Here is a 21,750-nt window from a genome sequence, read left to right as displayed (position 1 = left end):
ATAATAATTCCCTGTGTTAAGCAGGCCTAAAAACAAAATACAATGTTATATATCGCAGAAAAATTAAACGAAACAAAAAGAGATTATTCTCATTTACATGTTGAAGCAACTAGTACAGTAAACAGAAAACGTAAAATTAAAATCAAAGGGCGAGTAACGCTTAGCGGAAAGCCTAAAGAAAACTAACACAATTAAATGATTGAAGAAGGCGACGATTTAATTAACGAACAAGACGAACCACAAGAAACAATTACCCGGGTTACGGGAATGTACAAAGACTGGTTTTTAGATTATGCCTCGTACGTTATATTAGAACGTGCCGTGCCTGCAATAGAAGACGGATTTAAACCCGTACAACGTCGTATCATGCATTCAATGAAAGATTTGGATGATGGACGTTATAATAAAGTAGCTAATATTGTAGGGCACACTATGCAGTACCATCCCCACGGAGATGCGAGTATCGCCGATGCGATGGTGCAAATAGGTCAAAAAGATTTGTTAATTGATACCCAGGGAAACTGGGGTAATATATTAACAGGCGATGGTGCTGCTGCTTCTCGTTATATCGAAGCGCGTTTATCAAAATTTGCGCTCGATGTTGTTTACAACCCCAAAATTACCGAATGGCAGGCCTCATACGATGGCCGTCGTAAAGAGCCTATAAATTTGCCAGTTATGTTTCCATTGCTTTTAGCGCAAGGAGGCGAAGGTATTGCTGTAGGACTTTCAACAAAAATATTGCCGCATAACTTTATCGAATTAATCGATGCTTCGGTAAAACATTTACAAGGTAAGCGATTTACCTTGGTTCCGGATTTTCCAACAGCGGGAATTGCCGATTTCTCAAACTATAATGATGGTTTAAGAGGTGGTAAAGTTCGTGTTCGAGCTAAAATATCTCAGTTAGATAAAAATACTTTGGTGATTACCGAGTTGCCTTATGGTACCAATACATCATCGCTGATAGACTCTATATTAAAGGCGAATGACAAAGGCAAAATTAAGGTAAAACGTATTGAAGACAATACAGCTGCTCAGGTTGAAATTTTGGTACATCTCCCTGCAGGGCTATCGCCAGATAAAACCATTGATGCTTTATATGCGTTTACAAGTTGTGAGAGTTCTATTTCCCCATTGGGATGCGTTATTGAAGATAACAAACCATTATTTATAGGTGTTAGCGAAATGCTTCGCCGTAGTACCGATAATACGGTTCAGTTATTAAAGCAGGATTTAGAAATAAAACTTGGGGAATTTGAGGAACAGTGGCACTTTGCTTCATTGGAGCGTATTTTTATAGAGAATAGGGTATACCGTGATATCGAGGAAGAAGAAACCTGGGAAGGTGTTATTCAAGCTATCGACAAAGGACTTCAACCGCATATAAAACATTTAAAGCGCGCGGTAACCGAAGATGATATTGTGCGACTTACAGAAATTCGTATTAAGCGTATTTCGAAATTCGATATTGATAAAGCACAACAAAAAATTGACGCTTTAGAAGAGCAAATTGCTCAAATAAAACACCATTTAGAGCACCTAATCGATTATGCTATAGCGTATTTTACCAGATTAAAAAAGGAATATGGTGAAGGGCGTGAGCGTAAAACCGAGATTCGGACATTTGATGATGTAGATGCCACTAAAGTAGTTATTCGTAATACCAAACTTTATGTTAATCGTGAAGAAGGTTTCGTAGGGACGTCTTTGAAACGCGACGAGTACGTGTGTGATTGTAGCGATATAGACGACGTTATTGTGTTTACCAAAAATGGTAGCATGATGGTGACTAAGGTAGACTCTAAAACCTTTGTTGGTAAGGATATTATTCATGTTGCGGTATTTAAGAAAAAAGATAAGCGAACCATTTATAATCTTATTTACAGAGATGGCAAAGGTGGGCCTTCGTACATAAAGCGTTTTAATGTAACGAGTGTTACCAGAGATCGAGAATACGATTTAACTAATGGAAATAAAGGATCAACTTTATTATATTTCTCTGCAAATCCAAATGGAGAAGCCGAAGTGGTTACCATTTTATTGCGACAAGCTGGAAGTATTAAGAAGTTGAAATGGGATATCGATTTTGCTGATATTTTAATTAAAGGTCGACAGTCTAAAGGGAACCTGGTTACTAAGTATACCATTAAAAAAGTAGAACTAAAAGAAAAAGGGGTTTCAACATTAAAACCACGTAAAATCTGGTTCGATGAAACGGTTCAGCGTTTGAATGTTGATGGTAGAGGTGAACTTTTAGGTGAATTTAGAGGTGAAGACAAATTGTTGATTATAAATCAGAAAGGTGTCGTTAAAACTGTTACCCCTGAGGTGACACTACATTTCGATAACGATATGATTGTGTTGGAAAAATGGATACCTAAAAAGCCTGTTTCAGCTATTTATTACAACGGTGAACGTGAATTATATTACGTAAAACGTTTTTTAATTGAAAATGAAGGCAGAGAAGAATCATTTATTCCAGAGCATGAAAATTCACGCTTAGAAATAGTTTCTACTGATTGGTTGCCAATGGCCGAAGTGGAGTTTGTTAAAGAACGGGGTAAAGACAGAAAAGAGAATTTAGAAGTTAACTTAGAAGAATTTATTGCTATTAAAGGAATTTCAGCAATTGGAAATCAATTAACAAAAGACAAGGTTAAACAAATCAATTTGTTAGATCCCTTACCATTTGAGGAACCAGAAGAGGTTCATGCCGATGATTTAGAAGTTGTTGATGAAGATATCATTGAGGGCGATGAAGAATCTGATGAGTCTCAAACAACTTTATTCTAATTTTCTTTGTTTTTTCTGAATTCTAAAGTTTAAAAACTCAACGAACAACGAAAAAGCGATTGCAAAATATAGATACCCTTTAGGTATGGCACCAACTGTGTTTCCAAATAATTCGGTGTGAGACAGGTGAGCAGCTTCAGTAATTAGCATAAAACCGATAAGGATTAAAAAGGCTAAGCCTAATATTTGCATACTGGGATGTGTGTTAATGAACTTCCGAATAGGGTTCGCAAATCCAATCATAATAAAAATAGAAATAACCACGGCTATAATCATTAACATGAGATTGTAGTTGTGGTTTTCGTGTAAACCATTTGTCATACCTACAGCTGTTAAAATGGAATCTATTGAGAATATAAAATCGATAAGTAATATTTGAACCAGAGCTTGCGATAAACTTTTCAATTTCTTTTTGTTTATACTGTCTTCATCATGATGAGGCAGTTCAACTTTTTCATGAATTTCCGAAGTGCTTTTAAAAATTAAAAACAATCCGCCGCTAAATAGGATAATAGCCTGCCAGCTTACTGAAATTTGCAACCATGATAGGTTTAGGTTGTAAAATGGTTCTTTTAAACCAATTAAAAAGGTGACGAAAAACAATAAGATGATACGTTGAATCATGGCTAGTAATAAGCCTATAGTTGTGGCTTTAGATTGTTGCCTTTCAGGAAGCTTATTAGCAGCTATCGAAATAAAAACAATGTTATCTATTCCTAAAATTATTTCTAAAAAGGTTAATGTTAGTAGCGCCATGATGGCGTCGCTGGTTAAAAGAAAATCAAGCACGGTATAAAGTATTAGATTATAAATTTAAACAAAAACTCTTAACGAAATTTTTAGATTTTACCACTATATTAACTATATCTTTGCAACTGCGTTTCAATTTTTAATATAAACTATGTTATTAGACGGTATTTCATTTAAAAACACAGGATATTTTTCGAGCCTTATCTGCGATTATCTGGATGAAAACCCGCGATTGAAACCGTTCTACAACCGTTTTCCAAACCTTGATAATTTCAAGGAACAAATAGAAGAAAAAGCATCAAGTTTTAGTTTAGAGTCAAGATTAACTTTGGTTAAAGCTCTGAAAAACCAGTATAGAAAAGTTGAAACATCAGAGTTGACCTTAAGTCATATTGATGCGTTACAAACAGAAAACACCTTTACCATTACAACAGGTCACCAATTAAATTTATTTACCGGGCCGTTGTATTTTTTGTATAAAATTGTGTCGGCAATTAACCTTTCCAAGGATTTAAAGGAAGCCTATCCTGATTATAATTTCGTTCCGGTGTATTGGATGGCAACCGAAGACCATGATTTTGAAGAAATCAATTATTTCAATTTTAATGGTAAAAAGGTACAATGGAATAGAACAGCAGAGGGACCTGTCGGTGAATTATCTACCGACGGTTTAGACGATGTTTTTAATCTGTTCGCTTTAGAGCTAGGTAATAGTAAAAATGCAGAGTATTTAAAAGAGCTTTTTAAATCGGCTTATTTAGAGCATGATAATTTAGCTGATGCCACAAGATATTTGGCAAACGAATTATTTAAAGATTATGGCTTAGTTATCATCGATGCTAATGATAAAGTTTTAAAGCAAGAGTTAATACCTTTTATAAAGGAAGAATTGTTTAACAACACGTCGTTTACAAACGTTACAGAAACGAGCGAGCAATTAAATGCAGTAAATAACGATTATACGATTCAAGTTAATCCCCGGGAAATTAATGTGTTTTACATTAAAGAAGGATTACGTGAACGTATTGTTTTTGAAAACGAAAGGTTTAGTGTTTTAAATACTAATCTTGCCTGGACGAAAGCTGAAATAGAGCAGGAACTTAATGAGTTTCCGGAGCGTTTTAGTCCAAATGTCATTACACGTCCGTTATATCAGGAAGTCATTTTGCCTAACCTGTGTTACATTGGTGGAGGCGGAGAATTGGCATATTGGTTTCAGTTGAAACAATTCTTTAATAAAGTAAATGTACCGTTTCCGGTGTTGTTGCTTCGTAACTCAGTATTGGTAGAAACCGAAAGTCAGCATAAAAAACTTCAGAATTTAAATATTTCAACGAACGATATCTTTTTAAAGCAATCGACGTTTATCAATAAAAAAGTACGCGAAATATCGAATATAGATATCGATTTTTCAGCACAAAAAGAAACACTTCAAAAGCAATTTGAAGACTTATATGCTTTAGCAGAACAAACTGATAAATCGTTTTTAGGAGCAGTAAAAGCTCAGGAAGTAAAACAAATTAAAGGTTTAGAACATTTAGAAAAACGTTTGCTAAAAGCACAGAAAAAAGCATTGGCAGATCAGGTGTCAAGAATGACGGACCTGCAAAACGAATTATTTCCGAACCAAAGTTTACAGGAGCGCAACACTAATTTCTCTCAGTTTTATTTAGAGTATGGTAAATTGTTAATTCCTGAACTTATTAAACATCTTAATCCTTTAAATAAGGAATTTTCTCTTTTAAAATTATAAATAGTAAGCATGCATAAAATTGACATGGGACTTATTGAAATGACGTTAGACGTCATGAAATATGTCATTGGACGAGTATCAGAAGTTGAGCACCCTATTGGGAAACCTAAAAAGTATGAAGAGTTAAAAGCATTAGTAGGAGAAACCATTACCGAAAAAGGTGTTGGTGGAGAATATGCCTTTAACTTATGGAAAGAGCACTTATCTAAGGCAAATGTACCGGTAGATCACCCGAGAAACCTGGCGTTTGTACCAGCGTCGCCAACCAGAGCGGCTATTATGTTCGATTTAATTACGGCAGCATCAAGTATTCATGGGGCTTACTGGATGGAAGGTGCAGGAGGGATATTTTGTGAAAATGAAGCCATGAAATGGATTGTGTCTTTAACGGGCATGCCGGAAGGCGCTTTTGGAGTCTTTACTAGTGGAGGTACATCGGCTAACCTTTCTGCAATTGTTACGGCACGTGAAAATTGGCGTACTAACGATACAACGCATAAAGGACAAAAAGGATTAATCATCACATCTATCGGGGCGCACTCATCGGTTAAAGCGATGGCAAAAGTGGCAGACATCGATGTGCATTTAGTAGATACAGAAGACCGTTTAGAGGCCTCAGCATTACGGGCGACTATCGATGGTTTATCTCCAATGGAACGCGAGCGACTTTTTGCAGTTGTTGGTACCGGAGGAACAACCAATGCGGGTATTGTAGACGATTTAGATGGAATAGCAGATATTTGTGCAGAAGAAAATTTATGGTTTCACGTTGATGCCGCTTATGGTGGGGGGGCTTTATTAGCCGATTCTGTTAAGCATTTATTTGTTGGAATTAATAAGGCGGATAGTGTAACTATAGATCCACATAAATGGTTATTCTCTCCTTACGACTGTGGAGCAGTAATTTATAAGGAGCCAGAATTAGCAAAACAAGCCCACTCGCAACAAGGCTCGTATTTAGATATCTTTAAAGATGAAGGCGCTCACGGATTTAATCCAACCGATTACCAAATACAGTTAACCAGACGTGTTAGAGGGTTGCCTTTATGGTTCTCCTTAGCTATGCACGGAACAGATAAGTATAAAGAAGCGGTAGAACGTGGTGTAGAACTGGCACAAATTGCTGGTAAAATGATAGAAGAAAGCCCGTATTTAGAATTAGTAAGAGAGCCAAGTTTATCTTGTGTATTATACCGTAGAAAAGGCTGGAAACCTCAGGATTACACCAACTGGACCTACGATAATCATAAAAAAGGGTTCGCTTTGGTAACACCTACTAAATGGAAAACTGGTGATGGTTTCGAAACGGTTTCTCGTTTCTGTTTCATCAATCCTGATACCACCGAGCGTGATATTGAGATGATATTGGAAACAATGGCTTAATTAATTTAAAAAAAAGCAGACACCTAATTGTCATTATAAAATCTATTATTATTTTTGCGCATGCAACACGATAAGGTATTAATTTTAGACTTCGGATCGCAATACACACAGCTTATTGCACGTCGAGTAAGAGAACTCAACATCTATTCCGAAATACATCCATTCAACAAAATCCCAGAAGATTTAGCGTCTTACAAATCAGTTATCCTTTCGGGGAGTCCTAATTCTGTAAGAGGGGAAGACGCGTTACACCCAAACTTAGACGGTATTAGAGGTGTAAAGCCTATGTTAGCTGTTTGTTACGGGGCACAATATTTAGCACATTTTTCAGGTGGAAATGTAGCGCCTTCAAACACCAGAGAATACGGTCGCGCTAATCTCTCTTTTATAAAATCTGACGAAGAATTCTTTGCGGGAATTAATGAAGGAAGTCAGGTTTGGATGAGCCACAGTGATACTATTAAAGAATTACCAACAAATGGTGTTTTAATAGCCAGTACAAATGATGTAACTAATGCGGCTTACAAAATTGAAGGCGAAACAACTTATGCTATTCAGTTTCACCCTGAGGTGTATCATTCAACCGATGGTAAGCAATTATTACAAAACTTTTTGGTAAATATTGCTGGAGTAAACCAAGACTGGACACCGGATTCTTTTGTTGAAGAAACAGTTGAAGCGATTCAGGAAAAAGTTGGAAATGACAAAGTGGTACTTGGGTTGTCTGGTGGAGTAGATTCTACAGTAGCTGCAGTACTTTTAAATAAAGCCATTGGCAAGAACCTGTATTGTATTTTTGTAAATAACGGGTTATTACGTAAAAACGAATTCCAAAGCGTATTAAATCAGTACGAAGGTATGGGGCTTAATGTTAAGGGAGTAGATGCTTCAGAGCGTTTTCTTGCTGCATTAGCGGGTCTTGAAGATCCTGAGTTAAAACGTAAAGCCATTGGAAAAACATTTATCGAAGTTTTCGATGATGAAGCTCATAAATTAACCGATGTAAAATGGTTAGCGCAAGGCACCATTTACCCAGACGTTATCGAGAGTGTTTCTGCTACTGGCGGACCTTCAGCTACAATTAAGAGTCACCATAACGTAGGTGGTTTACCAGATTTTATGAAACTTAAAATCGTTGAGCCTTTGCGTGCTATCTTTAAAGATGAGGTGAGACGTGTTGGGGCTACTTTAGGTATCGACCCTGAGTTATTAGGACGTCACCCATTCCCGGGACCAGGTTTAGGTATTCGTATTTTAGGTGATATCACTGCTGAAAAAGTACGTATTCTTCAAGAAGTTGATGCGATTTTCATTAACGGATTAAAAGAATGGGGACTTTACGATCAGGTATGGCAAGCAGGAGCGATGTTATTACCTGTAAACAGTGTAGGTGTTATGGGAGATGAGCGTACATACGAAAAATGTGTAGCGCTTAGAGCTGTGGAAAGTACGGATGGTATGACTGCCGATTGGGTGAATCTACCTTACGAGTTTTTACAAAAAACATCAAACGAGATTATAAATAAAGTGAAAGGTGTAAATAGAGTTGTATATGATATTAGCTCAAAACCACCAGCAACTATAGAGTGGGAGTAATTCTCATATCGAATAAAAACTAGATAAAATGGTTTGTATTGGGTTACGTTTGTTAATTCGATACAAACCATTAATTTTTTCAGTAGTTTGTCATTTTTACAAACAATATTTTTAGTTTAGCGGTATCTTATTTTTAAATACTAAACGTATATAATAAGAGTTTTATATAATATTGTTAATCACTGGTTTTCAATTTTGGCATATTATATGTGACTAAAAAGAAAAATAGTGTATCTAAATAAAGGTACTTATCCTTAACAAAATAAAAATAGAGTAAATGTTTAAACATCTTTCCGTTTTAGGTTTTGCAGTGTTATTTGGCATAAATACAGCAAACGCACAAAATTTTAGTACACATCAGGTTAAAAAAGGTGAAACTGTAGAGGAACTTGCGAAGCAATATTATGTAACGCCATCTCAAATATATGCGCTTAACCCAGACGCGAAGAAGGAATTAAAACCTAATACGATATTAATAATACCAATTTCTAAGGCTAATAAACCAGAGGTTTTAGAGACTAAAGAGTTGGTTGGGTTTAAACCGCACCGTGTAAGCAAAAGGGAAACGTTATATAGTTTAGCTAAAGAGTATGATGTTACCGAAGATGAAATAAAAAAACATAATAAATTTTTATATGCCGAACCTTTACGAAAAGGGGATAAGCTGCAAATTCCGGTATATAAAATAACAAGAAAAGAAAAAGAAAACGATGCCGTGACCACTTATATCGTACAGCCTAAGGAAGGTAAATGGCGAGTGGCGTATAAGTTTGGTATCACTTTAAAAGAATTTGAAGAACTGAATCCTAATTTAGGTGATTCGCTTCAGGTTGGGCAACAGGTATATGTTCCAAACATTGAAAATAAGGAACAAAAAACAATCGACGAGCAATACAGTTATTATAAAGTATTACCTAAAGAAGGGTTTTATCGCTTAAACATAAAATTAGGATTAGATCAGGAAGCATTAGAAACCTTAAATCCAGGACTGAAAGAAACCGGACTTAAAGAAGGTATGATTTTAAAAGTACCTTATTCTAAGTCGTTGAGTGGGGAATCGGCAGATGGGTTAACCCGAGTAGATTTAACGAATAGGATTTCCGATTTTAGCACCAAACACATCGCAGTCATGTTGCCGTTTCGATTAAATCGTGTGGATTACGACTCGGTAGCAGATACCAAACGCAGCATTAAAAACGATCCGTATTTAAATGCCTCATTAGATTTTCATTCGGGAGTTTTAATGGCGGTTGATTCTTTAAAAAAACTAGGTGTTTCGTTAAAGGTAGATATTTTCGATACCAAACATGAAGTTAGTGAGGTGGCCAGAATTATAAATAACAACGATTTTGAAACGGTTGATGCTGTTATCGGTCCATTAACATCGAATACCTTTGAAAAGGCAGCGATTGAATTACGACCTTATAAAACACCTATTGTTTCTCCAATAGGAACAGATTTAAGGTTATACGATAATGTGTTTCAGTCGAGACCTTCTGATAAATTACTGAAATCTAAAATAGTAAACTACGTTAAAGCAGATTCAACAGCAAAAAATATAGTGGTTATTTCAGATGTCAAAAATACCGCAATCGCAAACGAGTTAAAGAGCGAGTTTACATACGCCAGATTGGTTTACTCAAGAAAAGATAAAGAAGGAAGAGATGCTAATTACGTAATGGTAGATGATATTCAAAGTGTATTGAAACCGGGTAAAAACTACGTGTTTTTAGAAACGCAAAATGAAGGTTTTGCATCGAATGTTACCGTATTATTAAACTCTTTAAACCAAAAGGAAGCACCAAAGAATGGTGTTGAACCAATTGAAATTACTTTGGTAACAACAAACTTTAACAATGCTTTTGAAGGAGACGAGGTGTCTAACGATCAATTATCTAACCTTCATTTTCATTTTGCAACAGCAGCGAAAAGTTACAATGAAATTGATAATAACTCCTTCGTGAAGGCTTACGAAAAACAATACGGTATTACTCCTAATAAACGTGCCGTAAAAGGGTTCGACTTAACAATGGATGTGGTATTACGATTGGTAACTTCAGAAAATTTATATACATCGGTTAACCAGTCACCGCTTACAGAATATGTAGAAAATAAGTTTGCTTATAATAAGGAACTTGTTGGTGGGTACTATAACAATGCGGTTTATGTTGTGAAGTACGATAATTTAAATATTATTGTTGTAGAGTAATCCTCAGGTTTTATGCTTACTGATAACAAGTTTTTAATTGACTTAGCGCATACCAAGATGCCTTACGGTAAGTATAAGGACCGTTATTTAATTGATTTGCCAGAACACTATATTGTATGGTATCACCAAAAAGGATTTCCGAAAGGAAAACTAGGCGATATGCTTACGCAGGTGTATGAATTAAAACTTAACGGATTAGAAGAATTAATCCGAAACATAAGAAAGCAGTACCCTAAACCGTAACATTAGAGTACTGCTGACTCCATTTTAACAAAAATTGTTTGAAGCGTTCACTTCTTGCTTTATAATTTAATGCCCATAAAATAGACCATAATGCAGACACGATAAATACTGCCAAGCCTATTTTTAAATCGTAAAACGATAATCCTATACTAAACACTACTCCTAAAATAAGGTTTAGAATAAAGGCGTGTTTCAACTCCATCTTTATAAATCCTGTCAGGTAATTCCAGGTATTTAATCTATTCGTTATGTTAAGGGTTTCATCATGCGAAAAATCTAATGATATAGATTGCGAAAAAGGCATGGCCACCATTAATTCATTTGTATTACGAGTGAAGTTATAACCAAACTTTTTTAAAAAGATTTCAGTGCTTTCAATTGTCATGAGTTTTGAATTTTTTGTTGTTTCCAATTGATAATAAGTAGGTTACAAGTCGTTTTGTAAAAATAATTCTTTTCAATTAAAGCGTTGCTAATAAGTGTGTTAAGTTATTGTAATGTTTAAATTTATGTGAATTTGATGCTTTTCAACTTTAAATTTTAAGCATCCTTTAAATATTGTTACAATTTTTAATCAGATTTTAGTTTAATAGAAATTCGGTTTCTTTTTACTGTTAATAATAAGCTGTTAAATAACTAAAAAACTATTCGGTAATAACTATTTAAATTTTGTAAATTTGCCTGCGTTTATAAGCGCATCATGACAAGTACAGCAAAATACATTTTCGTAACCGGAGGAGTTACATCATCATTAGGAAAAGGAATTATAGCAGCATCTCTAGCAAAGCTATTACAGGCCCAGGGATACAGGGTAACCATTCAAAAATTAGATCCATACATTAACGTCGATCCAGGAACATTAAACCCTTACGAACACGGTGAGTGTTACGTAACGGAAGATGGTGCTGAAACCGACTTAGATTTAGGTCACTACGAGCGTTTTTTAAACGTACCTACTAGCCAGGCAAATAACGTTACTACTGGAAGAATTTACCAAAGCGTGATTCAAAAGGAGCGTCGCGGCGAGTTTTTAGGAAAAACAGTTCAGGTTGTTCCACATATTACAGATGAAATTAAAGAACGTATCCAGATTTTAGGGAACTCTGGAGATTACGATATTATTATTACAGAAATAGGTGGTACCGTAGGTGATATTGAGTCTTTACCATACGTAGAGGCCGTGCGACAGTTACGTTGGGATTTAGGTGAAGAGAACGGTATTGTTATTCACTTAACCTTAGTACCATATTTAGCAGCAGCTGGCGAGTTAAAAACAAAGCCAACACAGCACAGTGTAAAAACATTAATGGAAAGTGGAGTACAGGCTGATATTTTAGTTTGTAGAACAGAACACGATTTACCATCAGATATTCGTCGTAAACTGGCATTGTTCTGTAATGTTAGAGAAGAAGCGGTAATTCAATCTATTGATGCGTCTACCATTTATGATGTTCCAAACTTAATGTTGAAAGAAGGTTTAGATCGTGTAGTGCTTAAAAAATTAGGATTACAAAGCGATACCCCGGATATTTCTAAATGGAACGAATTTTTAACGCGTCTTAAAAATCCAAAAACCGAAATTACCATTGGTTTAATTGGTAAATACGTAGAATTACAAGATTCTTATAAATCGATTTTAGAAGCCTTTATTCATGCAGGTGCTGCAAACGAAGTAAAAGTAAATGTAGAGTCGGTACATTCAGAATACATTAATAAGGATAATGTAGATGTTAAATTAGGACATTTAGATGGTATTCTTGTGGCGCCGGGATTTGGTGAGCGTGGTATTGAAGGTAAAATTGATGCTGTTCAATATGTACGTGAAAACAATGTGCCTTACTTTGGTATTTGTTTAGGAATGCAAATGGCAGTTATCGAATTTTCAAGAAACGTACTTGGATTAAACGATGCCGATTCTACAGAAATGAATCCTAATACTACAAACCCTGTAATTGACTTAATGGAAGATCAAAAAACCATTACCGATAAAGGGGGAACCATGCGTTTAGGAGCTTGGGATTGTGACTTGAAATTAGGAAGTATTGTTCGTGATATTTATAAATCTGAACACATTTCAGAACGTCACCGTCACCGTTATGAATTTAATGGCGATTACAAAGAAGCTATTGAAGCAGCAGGCATGAAAGCTACAGGTTTAAACCCAGAAACAGGATTGGTAGAAATCGTTGAAATCCCGACTCACCCTTGGTTTGTTGGTGTTCAATACCACCCGGAATATAAGAGTACCGTTGCAAATCCTCACCCATTATTTGTAGGGTTTGTAAAAGCTGCTTTAAACCATAAAAAGAAGACATCAAGTGCCAGAATGGCACAAAAATAATATTTGGATAGCTTATTGCTATAAGGTTGTGAAGTTGTAATAACCAACAATCTTAATATTATCTAGATACAAACAGAATTCATGGAAGAAAAAAAATTAGATCTTAATTCTATAATAGGTTTTATACTTATTTTCGGAATTTTAATGTTCATGCTTTGGAAAAACCAGCCAACGCCAGAAGAACTTGAAGCAGAAGAAAAAGCAAAGCAAGAACAGGTAGCCGCTGAGAAAAAAGCAGAAGAAAAGGAAGCTTCGTTTGTTGAAGCTGCAGAAGATTTTTCAGCAACATCAGCTTCAGATTCTTTAAAGTTAATCGCATTAAAAAATAAATTAGGTGCTTTCGCTTATTCTGCAGCTAATACTTCTAATGAAGAAACTTTAGTTGAAAGCGATTTATTAGCTTTAAAATTCAGTAACAAAGGCGGATATCTTTCAGAAGTTAGATTAAAGGAGTTTGTAGATTTTAAAGGAAATCCTATCTACTTAATTAAAGATAACAATGCCTCTTTTAATATCAACTTCGGAACAACCGACAGCAGAATATTAAACACTAAAGATTTACTTTTTGCTCCAACTATTACTAAAAATGGTGATGTTACCGTGGTTTCTATGAAACTGAAAGTATCAGAATCTAAGTATTTAGAGTACCGTTATGAGTTAAAAGAAGGTGATTACATGATGAATTTCACCATCCGTTCTCAAGGATTAAGTGAAGTTATTAATGGTTCTCAGGATATTAATTTAGATTGGAATTTAAAAACGTATCGTCAGGCTAAGAGTATTTCTTACGATAATCGTTATACCGAAGTGGTTTTCGAATACGAAGATGGTAAAGATGATTATCTAGGACAACGTGATTTAAGTGAAGATACAGCTGAAGATTTAACCTACGTGGCGTTTAAACAACATTTCTTTACGTCTATTTTATTATCAGACGAGCCAATAAAAATGGCAAGTTTAGAGTCTCGCAATTTAGTACAAAACGAAGATATCGATACGGTTTACACCAAAGCATTTACTGCTAAAATGCCTTTACAACTTAAAGGTGGTGAGTTAAGCCAGTCGATGGATTGGTACTACGGACCAACAGATTATAAAATCTTAAACCAATACGATAGAAATTTAGATGAAATCGTACCGCTTGGTTGGGGGATTTTCGGATGGATTAACCGTTACTTATTCATACCATTCTTCGCATTCTTAAGTAGCTTCTTACCATATGGTATTGCTATTATCGTGATGACGATTTCGATTAAATTAATCATGTCGTTTGTACAATACAAGCAATTCTTGTCTCAGGCAAAAATGAAGGTGTTAAAACCAGAATTAGATGCTATTCGCGAGAAGTACAAGGACAATAAAATGAAAGCGCAACAAGAAACCTTAGCCTTACAAACTAAGGCAGGCGCAAGCCCAATGGCAGGATGTTTACCAGCGTTAATTCAGTTACCGGTATTCTATGCGTTATTCCAGTTCTTCCCTTCGGCTTTCGATTTACGTCAAAAAAGTTTCCTTTGGGCAGAGGATTTATCGTCTTACGATACGATTTTAGAATTACCATTTAAGATTCCATTTTATGGAGATCACGTAAGTTTATTCCCGTTGTTAGCGTCTATAGCAATTTTCTTCTATATGCGTTTAACTACAGGGCAGCAAGTGGCAACACAACCACAGCAGGAAGGTATGCCGGACATGGGTAAAATGATGAAATATATGATGTATTTCTCACCAATCATGATGTTATTCTTCTTTAATAACTATGCGTCAGGATTAAGTTTATATTACTTTGTGTCTAACTTAATTAGTATTGGAATTATCTTAGTGATTAAAAATTATATTCTTGATGAAGATAAAATTCATGCTCAGATTCAAGAAAATAAGAAGAAGCCTAAGAAGGAGAACCGTTTTCAGCAAAAGATGAAGCAAATGATGGAGGAAGCTGAAAAACAAAAGCAAATGCAACAAAAACGTAAATAATCATTTGTATAGATATTTTGAAAAGCTGTCATAATTTTATGGCAGCTTTTTTTGTTTGATAATAAGAGCAAAAACAATACTTTCGTTTTTTTGTAGTTATTTCAATAACCCCAAAATCTACTATAATTAAATTTAGAATTATGAAATTATTACACTCTATCTTAGGTTTGCTTTTAACCTCAATTGTTTCTGCGCAAAGCATAAATCAGTTCGATGCCAATGGTAAACGCGATGGTATCTGGAAGAAAAATTTTGAAGATACTAATGTGTTGCGCTACGAAGGTGAATTTAACCATGGTAAGGAAACAGGTCTTTTTAAATTTTACAAAAACATTAGAAGCAGAGCGGTTCTAACTGCGACTAAACAATTCAATCCTGAAAAAAATATTGCAGAAGTAAAGTTTTATGCCTCTACCGGAAAAGTGATTAGCGAGGGTAAAATGGATGGTAAACTCTATATTGGAGAGTGGAAATATTATCAAAAAAATAACGATAATCTTTTAATTCTGGAGCATTATAACTCTAAAGGAGCATTGGATGGCGAGCGTATTGTTTATTATAATAATGGTAATATGGCTGAAAAGGAAACCTATAAGGCAGGTAAACTTGATGGAGAGTCGTTTTCTTATGCAGAGAATAATAAGTTAATTAGTAGAGCTAATTACCTAAATGGAGAAATGCATGGTAAGTATGTGGTTTATTTTTTAGATGGTACACCGGAAGTAGAAGGGCAGTTCAAGAACGGGCAAAAATCTGGAGTTTGGAAGTATTACGAAAACGGTGCTTTAAAAGAACAAAAGAATTTCGATTAAAATACAAAAGCTCCTTCGTTACGAAGGAGCTTTTTCTTGATAATATGTTGTATTATCTCATCTATTAATCAAATTGTACTAGTTTAAATCAGGAAGTATCACATTGTCAATCACGTGAACAACACCGTTGGTGGCCTGTATATCGACTAACGATGTTACAATATTACTCACACGACCGTTTGCATCTGTTAAGGTAAAGGCAGAAGCGTCAGCTGTAATATCACCTCCAATTGTAGAGACTGTGCCACTCACCAACTGTGAAGATTGTACGTTCGCATTTACAATATGATGTAATAACACGGCATCAACAGTTTCTGTTGGAATATCGGTTAGAGCAGAAACTTCTAAAAAGTCTAACAAGGAAGTAAAAGCATCGTTAGTAGGTGCAAAAACTGTGAAAGGTCCAGCTTCTGAGTTGGATACGGTTTCAATATATGGTACAGTCGGAGTTCCGGTATCTGCGTAAGCTAAAACATCAACTAGTGTCGATAATGCTGCATTCGATGTCGCGAAGGTAGCGATTGTTGGTAAATCTATTACAGCATCAACAACATGAATAATACCGTTAGAAGCAACAATATCTGGAACTATAACCGAAGAGCTACCGTTAAACATCACTCCTGATGTGCCGTCATAATACAAACTTAATTTTGTGCTATTTGGTCCATCGGCAAGAGTGTTCGTGTATCCCATGTTTCCTATTAGGGCAGAAGACGTAATATTTGCTCCACCTATAACATGGTTTAATAGAATTTGCGTTAGAACATCGTTCGGAACTTCCGATAAGCTAGCAAACCCTTTGGCAGTTAAAAATGCTGAAAAGGCAGTGTTTGTTGGTGCCATCACGGTCATTGGACCATCTGCAGATAAAGCATCTACTAAATCGGCTTGAATAACTGCTTGAACCAAAAGACTTAATTCTGGTGTGTTCTGAGCAATTTCAACGATGTTTAATGGTTCTTGAATGTTATCATCATCGTCGTCACTACACGATGAAAACACCACAACAGCCAATAATAACATAAGTACTTTTAATGTTTTTAAATTTCTCATTTTCGTTAGGATTTTTTGTTTGTTTAACAAATTTAAGAAATAATTAAACAAAAAATGTTAATCTAGTTTAATATTTTGTTTTAAAGATTAAACAAAATGGTTTTTCGCAGACTTCATGAGTATAATAATTGGGTAAAGAAATTGATTATTATGCGTATCTTTGTGCCTTCATTTTTTGTAAATGATTTTAATGGGTTTTCAACCTTGTATATTATAAGTTAATTTAAAAAACGAATGAAACGAGTTATTATAGGGCTTTCTGGTGGTGTAGATTCAAGCGTTGCTGCGTATTTATTACAGGAGCAAGGTTATGAAGTTATTGGCTTGTTTATGAAGAATTGGCATGACGATTCTGTAACCATATCTAACGAATGTCCTTGGCTGGACGATAGTAATGATGCCATGCTTGTAGCAGAGAAATTAGGCATTCCTTTTCAAACGGTCGATTTAAGCGAACAGTATAAAGAGCGCATTGTCGATTATATGTTTCAGGAATATGAAAAAGGTCGTACGCCAAACCCAGATGTATTATGTAACCGTGAAATTAAGTTCGATGTTTTTATGGATATCGCCCTTGGTTTAGGTGCAGACTATGTGGCAACCGGACATTACTGTAGAAAAGGCACCATTGAAAAGGATGGAGAAGAAGTTTACCAACTTCTTGCCGGAGTAGATAGTAATAAAGATCAGTCCTATTTCTTATGTCAGCTGTCGCAAGAGCAGTTGGCAAAATCGCTGTTTCCAATTGGGGAGTTAACAAAACCTCAGGTACGTGAAATCGCTACCAAATTAGATTTGGTGACTGCAGAAAAGAAAGATTCACAAGGATTATGTTTCATTGGTAAGGTGAAGCTACCAGATTTTCTTCAGCAGCAATTAAAACCTAAAGAAGGTGTTATTGTAGAAGTGCCAAAAGAGCAACCAATATTCAATGAGGAGATACCAGAGTTTCAGTCTGAAGAAGAGAAACTCGAGTTTTTATCTCGTAAATTAGATTATAAAGTAGACTACGGAAAAGTGGTTGGTAAGCACCCAGGCGCACATTACTTTACCAAAGGGCAGCGTAAGGGCTTAGGTGTTGGTGGTACAGTTGAACCATTGTTTGTAATTGATACTGATGTAGATGAAAATGTGATATATACAGGTCAAGGTAAAACGCATCCAGGGTTATTAAAAAAAGCCTTATTTGTTTCCAATGAGGAATTACACTGGATTCGTAAAGATTTAGCTTTAAAAACCGATGAAACCATGGAGGTGATGGCTCGTATTCGTTACAGACAGCCGTTACAGACAGCTACATTACATAAAGTTGATAGTGGACTGTATGTTGAGTTTGAAGAATTTCAATCGGCAATTACTGAGGGGCAATTCGTGGCTTGGTATTTAAAGGATGAGTTGGTAGGTTCTGGGGTAATTTCGTAAATTGCAGTAACTAAATTACTGCTACAATGAAAAACTACCTACTATTTCTCCTGTTTTTGGGCTATTCGTCTACATTATTTGCTCAGCAGGATGCGTGGGTGTATCTTACCGATAAAGTCAATGTACAAGCTAGTCTAGATAATCCAATTTCTATACTTACCCAAAAAGCAATTGATAGAAAGAACAGGCATGGTGTAGCTATAGATGAGCGCGATGTTCCTGTTAACGAAGCTTACATCAGTCAGCTTAAAAGTGCTACCGGAATTACCGTTTTGGCAAAATCGAAGTGGTTTAATGCGGTTCACGTTCGTGGTAGTCAAACCGATATCCAAAATTTAATTGACCCAATAGCATATCCTTTTGTAGAATCCATAGATTTTGCCGATAAAAGTTTGAATACTTCAAAATTAGCTAAACAAAAAACAACAAATAAGTTAGAGTCTGTGTCTACAGCTTTTGTTTACGGAAATTCATCCAATCAAGTAGAAATGATTAAAGCCAATAATTTACATTTGGCAGATTATACAGGATCAGGTATGACCGTGGCGGTTATGGATGCCGGGTTTCCTGGAGTGAGCACTATTGGTGGATTCCAGCGGTTAAGAGATGCTAATGGCATTTTAGATACTTACGATTTTGTTGAAAGAGATGTAGATGTTTATACTAATACATCAAGTAATCATGGTACTTTAGTACTAAGTACAATGGCAGGTTATGTAGAAAACCAGTTTGTAGGTACAGCTCCTGATGCTTCCTATTATTTATTCATTACTGAAGACGGGCCGAACGAAAACCCTGTAGAAGAAAGCTACTGGGTTGAAGCCGCCGAACGCGCGGATAGTTTAGGAGTTGATGTTATTAATACGTCCTTAGGTTACGGCGCCTTTTACGATAATCTAAATTATAATTATTCGGCAGCTGAATACGATGGACAAACCATTTACATCACAAAAGGCGCAACTATAGCTTATGAAAAAGGAATGTTGTTGGTAAATTCGGCAGGGAATGAAGGTTCTTCAGGAGTAAATGCACCAGCTGATGCACCAGGTGTTTTTACAGTAGGAGCTGTTGATGGTTCTGGAACGATAGCTGATTTTAGTTCCGTTGGAAGCCCTGTGCAACCTACCCAAAAACCCGATGTTGTAGCACAGGGGCAAGGAAGCGCCGTCATTACGGAAAATAATGCTTTGGCGAGTGCTAGTGGTACATCTTTTAGTTCACCAATATTGGCCGGAGGTTTAACCTGTTTATGGCAGGCCTTACCTGATAAAACGAATGCTGAGATTATGCAATTGGTTCGTGAGTCGGCATTTCAATACAACACTCCTGATTATCAATATGGTTACGGTATTCCAGATTTGTATGAAACCTTAAATAAAGTGTTATCCACACATGAGGACGATGTTAACCAAATAAAGGTTTTTCCGAACCCGGTATATAATAAGTTGTTTGTACAATTACCCTTAAACAATCAGGTGTGTGCGGTTTCTGTTTATAATGTGTTAGGGAAATTAGTGTTGGAAACCTCAGTGTCTTCAGATAGAAATCAAATTGACATGTCTTCAATATCAAAAGGGGTTTATATTATGAAGATAACGGAAACAGAACGAAATATTACGCTTAAAATCATCAAACAATAATGTCGAATAAAATTACCGAATTATTCCAGATTAAATATCCAATAGTTCAGGCAGGAATGGTGTGGAACAGTGGCTGGCGGTTGGCATCCGCAGCTAGTAATGCAGGAATTTTGGGTTTAATAGGAGCAGGGTCGATGTACCCTGAGGTATTGCGTGAGCACATTCAAAAATGCAGGCAAGCTACCGATAAGCCATTTGGTGTAAATGTTCCAATGTTATATCCCAACATAGAAGACATTATGAACATAATTGTGGACGAAGGTGTAAAAATCGTTTTTACTTCGGCTGGAAATCCGAAAACATGGACATCTTGGTTACAGGAGCGTGGCATTACTGTTGTTCATGTAGTTAGTAGTGTGAAATTTGCTTTAAAAGCTCAGGAAACCGGAGTAGATGCTATTGTTGCCGAAGGTTTTGAGGCTGGAGGCCATAACGGAAGAGATGAAACGACAACCTTAACATTAATACCTATGGTTAAAGAACAAATAACCATTCCGCTAATTGCAGCAGGAGGTATTGCAACAGGAAAAGCCATGTTAGCGACCATGATTTTAGGTGCCGATGGTGTGCAAATAGGAAGTCGTTTTGTAGCCAGTGAAGAAAGTTCTGCGCATCAGGCATTCAAGCAACTGGTGGTCAATGCTAAAGAAGGGGATACGCAACTAACCCTAAAAGAACTAGCACCAGTACGTTTGATAAAAAACAAATTTTATAACGACGTACAGGAGTTATATAAGCAATCACCAACAGTTGAAGATTTAAAAACGTTGTTAGGCCGTGCCAGAGCTAAACGCGGTATGTTTGAAGGCGATTTAGTAGAAGGCGAACTAGAAATCGGACAGATTTCCGGACTCATTCATGATATAAAACCTGTGGCTACTATTGTAAACGATATCGTTTCAGAATTTGAAGACGCTAAAAAATTGATTTCTATTTATTAATTTGAAGCTTGTATTAAATTTACTTCTTTAATTTACAATTTGTAAATAAACACGTAACAATTTGTTGTTGTTAAAAATAAGCTGTTGGACTCATATTTGATTCCAAATAGGCTTAACATTAAAAACATAACAATGAAAAAATTACTGTTTATTGCAAGTCTGCTGGTTTATGGATTAACCTTTTCACAAGAGAAAGAGGAACCATTTGTCATTAAAAAAGGCTTGTGGAATGTTGGCGGTAGTGTGTCCTATGCCAACACAAATCAGAGAATCCCTCAAATTTTTTAAATTCGGAAAGAAAAGGGAATGGATTCACCCTAAATCCGAAATTTGGATATTTTGTAAGTGATAATTGGGAAGTAGGGTTTGGTCTAGGCTACGGTTATACTCATTCTAAAGGTCAAAATAGTTCATCTGATTACTCATCAAATAGATATTCTGTTTCTCCATTTGTTAGGAGGTATTTTTCTTTAAATAAAAATTTATTGTTCGATTTACAGTTTGGTGTAAGTTATGCCAATAATCATAGTCGTCAAAGAATTGAAAATGATGAGGTGGATAAGGATAAAGGAAATAGTTTATTTGTTGGATTACATCCAGGTTTTACCCATTTTTTAGGTCCAAAGTTTGCATTAAAAGCAAACATAGGGGCTTTTGGTTATTTAAAATCAAAGGACACATACAATTATACTTCAGCTAATTTAGATGAATACAAAAGTGAATCATTTAGTTTTTCATTAAGTTCATCAAATATCCAATTCGGGCTTTCTTATTTTTTCTAAAGCTGGATTCAATTTGAATAAAATAAAAAAGGGAAACGCGAGTTTCCCTTTA

17 protein-coding genes and 1 pseudogene are annotated in these 21,750 nt (G+C 35.7%); 15 read left to right on the top strand and 3 right to left on the bottom strand.

All coding sequences use genetic code 11. The features are described from left to right. Positions 1-42 precede the first annotated feature (42 nt). Positions 43-186, top strand: a complete 144-nt coding sequence (locus ICJ85_RS03470) for a hypothetical protein (RefSeq protein WP_188222370.1) — start codon at positions 43-45, stop codon at positions 184-186. Positions 187-195: 9 nt separating this feature from the next. Further along, positions 196-2,796: a DNA gyrase/topoisomerase IV subunit A gene (locus ICJ85_RS03465; RefSeq protein ID WP_188222369.1), complete on the top strand. Its 2,601-nt coding sequence runs from the start codon at positions 196-198 to the stop codon at positions 2,794-2,796. Here ICJ85_RS03465 and ICJ85_RS03460 read toward each other — a convergent pair. Then, positions 2,788-3,585, bottom strand: coding sequence for a TerC family protein (locus ICJ85_RS03460; protein ID WP_188222368.1), 798 nt, complete (start codon positions 3,583-3,585; stop codon positions 2,788-2,790). The two genes, ICJ85_RS03465 and ICJ85_RS03460, sit on opposite strands and share 9 nt — an antisense overlap. Positions 3,586-3,697: 112 nt before the next feature. Between ICJ85_RS03460 and bshC the strand changes: the two genes are divergently transcribed. The 5 genes from bshC to ICJ85_RS03435 all read left to right on the top strand — a co-directional run bounded on the left by bshC (position 3,698) and on the right by ICJ85_RS03435 (position 10,730). Next, on the top strand, positions 3,698-5,299 hold the full coding sequence (gene bshC, locus ICJ85_RS03455; RefSeq protein WP_188222367.1) for a bacillithiol biosynthesis cysteine-adding enzyme BshC: 1,602 nt from the start codon (positions 3,698-3,700) through the stop codon (positions 5,297-5,299). A 9-nt stretch (positions 5,300-5,308) separates the two neighbouring features. Continuing rightward, complete coding sequence (locus ICJ85_RS03450; RefSeq protein WP_188222366.1) at positions 5,309-6,682, top strand: pyridoxal phosphate-dependent decarboxylase family protein; 1,374 nt, start codon at positions 5,309-5,311, stop codon at positions 6,680-6,682. A 60-nt stretch (positions 6,683-6,742) separates the two neighbouring features. Beyond that, the gene (gene guaA, locus ICJ85_RS03445) at positions 6,743-8,278 is read left to right on the top strand and encodes a glutamine-hydrolyzing GMP synthase (protein ID WP_188222365.1); all 1,536 of its coding nucleotides are present in this window, start codon (positions 6,743-6,745) and stop codon (positions 8,276-8,278) included. Between the two features lie 277 nt (positions 8,279-8,555). After that, on the top strand, positions 8,556-10,487 hold the full coding sequence (locus ICJ85_RS03440) for a PBP1 and LysM peptidoglycan-binding domain-containing protein (RefSeq protein WP_188222364.1): 1,932 nt from the start codon (positions 8,556-8,558) through the stop codon (positions 10,485-10,487). Positions 10,488-10,499: 12 nt separating this feature from the next. Next, positions 10,500-10,730: a DUF3820 family protein gene (locus tag ICJ85_RS03435; protein ID WP_188222363.1), complete on the top strand. Its 231-nt coding sequence runs from the start codon at positions 10,500-10,502 to the stop codon at positions 10,728-10,730. Here the strand turns inward: ICJ85_RS03435 and ICJ85_RS03430 are convergent. Continuing rightward, a complete protein-coding gene (locus tag ICJ85_RS03430) occupies positions 10,720-11,115 on the bottom strand; it encodes a hypothetical protein (RefSeq protein WP_188222362.1) in 396 nt (131 codons plus the stop codon). The two genes, ICJ85_RS03435 and ICJ85_RS03430, sit on opposite strands and share 11 nt — an antisense overlap. 315 nt (positions 11,116-11,430) lie before the next feature. Here ICJ85_RS03430 and ICJ85_RS03425 point away from each other — a divergent pair, with 315 nt between their 5' ends. The 3 genes from ICJ85_RS03425 to ICJ85_RS03415 all read left to right on the top strand — a co-directional run bounded on the left by ICJ85_RS03425 (position 11,431) and on the right by ICJ85_RS03415 (position 15,860). Then, entirely contained in the window at positions 11,431-13,071 is a 1,641-nt protein-coding gene (locus ICJ85_RS03425; protein WP_188222361.1) for a CTP synthase, read from the top strand. Positions 13,072-13,152: 81 nt separating this feature from the next. Beyond that, positions 13,153-15,048 carry a membrane protein insertase YidC gene (yidC, locus tag ICJ85_RS03420; RefSeq protein WP_188222360.1) on the top strand — a complete coding sequence of 632 codons (1,896 nt, stop codon included), beginning with the start codon at positions 13,153-13,155 and terminating at the stop codon, positions 15,046-15,048. Between the two features lie 140 nt (positions 15,049-15,188). Then, the gene (locus ICJ85_RS03415) at positions 15,189-15,860 is read left to right on the top strand and encodes a toxin-antitoxin system YwqK family antitoxin (protein WP_188222359.1); all 672 of its coding nucleotides are present in this window, start codon (positions 15,189-15,191) and stop codon (positions 15,858-15,860) included. Between the two features lie 78 nt (positions 15,861-15,938). On the opposite strand, the gene ICJ85_RS03410 is transcribed toward ICJ85_RS03415, so the two are convergent. Beyond that, positions 15,939-16,913, bottom strand: coding sequence for a fasciclin domain-containing protein (locus ICJ85_RS03410; RefSeq protein WP_188222358.1), 975 nt, complete (start codon positions 16,911-16,913; stop codon positions 15,939-15,941). Positions 16,914-17,147: 234 nt separating this feature from the next. Between ICJ85_RS03410 and mnmA the strand changes: the two genes are divergently transcribed. From mnmA to ICJ85_RS03385, 5 genes and pseudogenes are all read left to right on the top strand, one after another. After that, complete coding sequence (gene mnmA / locus ICJ85_RS03405; RefSeq protein WP_188222357.1) at positions 17,148-18,335, top strand: tRNA 2-thiouridine(34) synthase MnmA; 1,188 nt, start codon at positions 17,148-17,150, stop codon at positions 18,333-18,335. Positions 18,336-18,361: 26 nt separating this feature from the next. Beyond that, entirely contained in the window at positions 18,362-19,975 is a 1,614-nt protein-coding gene (locus tag ICJ85_RS03400) for a S8 family serine peptidase (protein ID WP_188222356.1), read from the top strand. Beyond that, positions 19,975-20,916, top strand: a complete 942-nt coding sequence (locus tag ICJ85_RS03395; RefSeq protein ID WP_188222355.1) for an NAD(P)H-dependent flavin oxidoreductase — start codon at positions 19,975-19,977, stop codon at positions 20,914-20,916. Before ICJ85_RS03400 ends, ICJ85_RS03395 begins: the two co-directional genes overlap by 1 nt. A gap of 132 nt (positions 20,917-21,048) precedes the next feature. Continuing rightward, positions 21,049-21,204: a hypothetical protein gene (locus ICJ85_RS03390; RefSeq protein ID WP_188222354.1), complete on the top strand. Its 156-nt coding sequence runs from the start codon at positions 21,049-21,051 to the stop codon at positions 21,202-21,204. A gap of 17 nt (positions 21,205-21,221) precedes the next feature. Then, a pseudogene (locus tag ICJ85_RS03385) lies at positions 21,222-21,698 on the top strand (outer membrane beta-barrel protein); the annotation flags it as partial. Between the last annotated feature and the right edge of the window lie 52 nt (positions 21,699-21,750).

Origin of the sequence: Aestuariibaculum marinum (assembly GCF_014596975.1) — a bacterium.
Classification (GTDB): domain Bacteria; phylum Bacteroidota; class Bacteroidia; order Flavobacteriales; family Flavobacteriaceae; genus Aestuariibaculum; species Aestuariibaculum marinum.
Note: the sequence above shows the minus strand (reverse complement) of the source record. Positions and strands in the feature narration are given on the sequence as shown.

Bases quoted from the DNA above. Each gene is read 5' to 3' on its own strand.
- guaA (WP_188222365.1), top strand. From the start codon at position 6,743: ATGCAACACGATAAGGTATTAATTTTAGACTTCGGATCGCAATACACA.
- ICJ85_RS03465 (WP_188222369.1), top strand. From the start codon at position 196: ATGATTGAAGAAGGCGACGATTTAATTAACGAACAAGACGAACCACAA.
- ICJ85_RS03450 (WP_188222366.1), top strand. From the start codon at position 5,309: ATGCATAAAATTGACATGGGACTTATTGAAATGACGTTAGACGTCATG.
- ICJ85_RS03410 (WP_188222358.1), bottom strand. From the start codon at position 16,913: ATGAGAAATTTAAAAACATTAAAAGTACTTATGTTATTATTGGCTGTT.
- ICJ85_RS03435 (WP_188222363.1), top strand. From the start codon at position 10,500: ATGCTTACTGATAACAAGTTTTTAATTGACTTAGCGCATACCAAGATG.
- ICJ85_RS03440 (WP_188222364.1), top strand. From the start codon at position 8,556: ATGTTTAAACATCTTTCCGTTTTAGGTTTTGCAGTGTTATTTGGCATA.
- mnmA (WP_188222357.1), top strand. From the start codon at position 17,148: ATGAAACGAGTTATTATAGGGCTTTCTGGTGGTGTAGATTCAAGCGTT.
- ICJ85_RS03395 (WP_188222355.1), top strand. From the start codon at position 19,975: ATGTCGAATAAAATTACCGAATTATTCCAGATTAAATATCCAATAGTT.
- ICJ85_RS03415 (WP_188222359.1), top strand. From the start codon at position 15,189: ATGAAATTATTACACTCTATCTTAGGTTTGCTTTTAACCTCAATTGTT.
- yidC (WP_188222360.1), top strand. From the start codon at position 13,153: ATGGAAGAAAAAAAATTAGATCTTAATTCTATAATAGGTTTTATACTT.
- ICJ85_RS03430 (WP_188222362.1), bottom strand. From the start codon at position 11,115: ATGACAATTGAAAGCACTGAAATCTTTTTAAAAAAGTTTGGTTATAAC.
- ICJ85_RS03470 (WP_188222370.1), top strand. From the start codon at position 43: ATGTTATATATCGCAGAAAAATTAAACGAAACAAAAAGAGATTATTCT.
- ICJ85_RS03400 (WP_188222356.1), top strand. From the start codon at position 18,362: ATGAAAAACTACCTACTATTTCTCCTGTTTTTGGGCTATTCGTCTACA.
- ICJ85_RS03390 (WP_188222354.1), top strand. From the start codon at position 21,049: ATGAAAAAATTACTGTTTATTGCAAGTCTGCTGGTTTATGGATTAACC.
- ICJ85_RS03425 (WP_188222361.1), top strand. From the start codon at position 11,431: ATGACAAGTACAGCAAAATACATTTTCGTAACCGGAGGAGTTACATCA.
- bshC (WP_188222367.1), top strand. From the start codon at position 3,698: ATGTTATTAGACGGTATTTCATTTAAAAACACAGGATATTTTTCGAGC.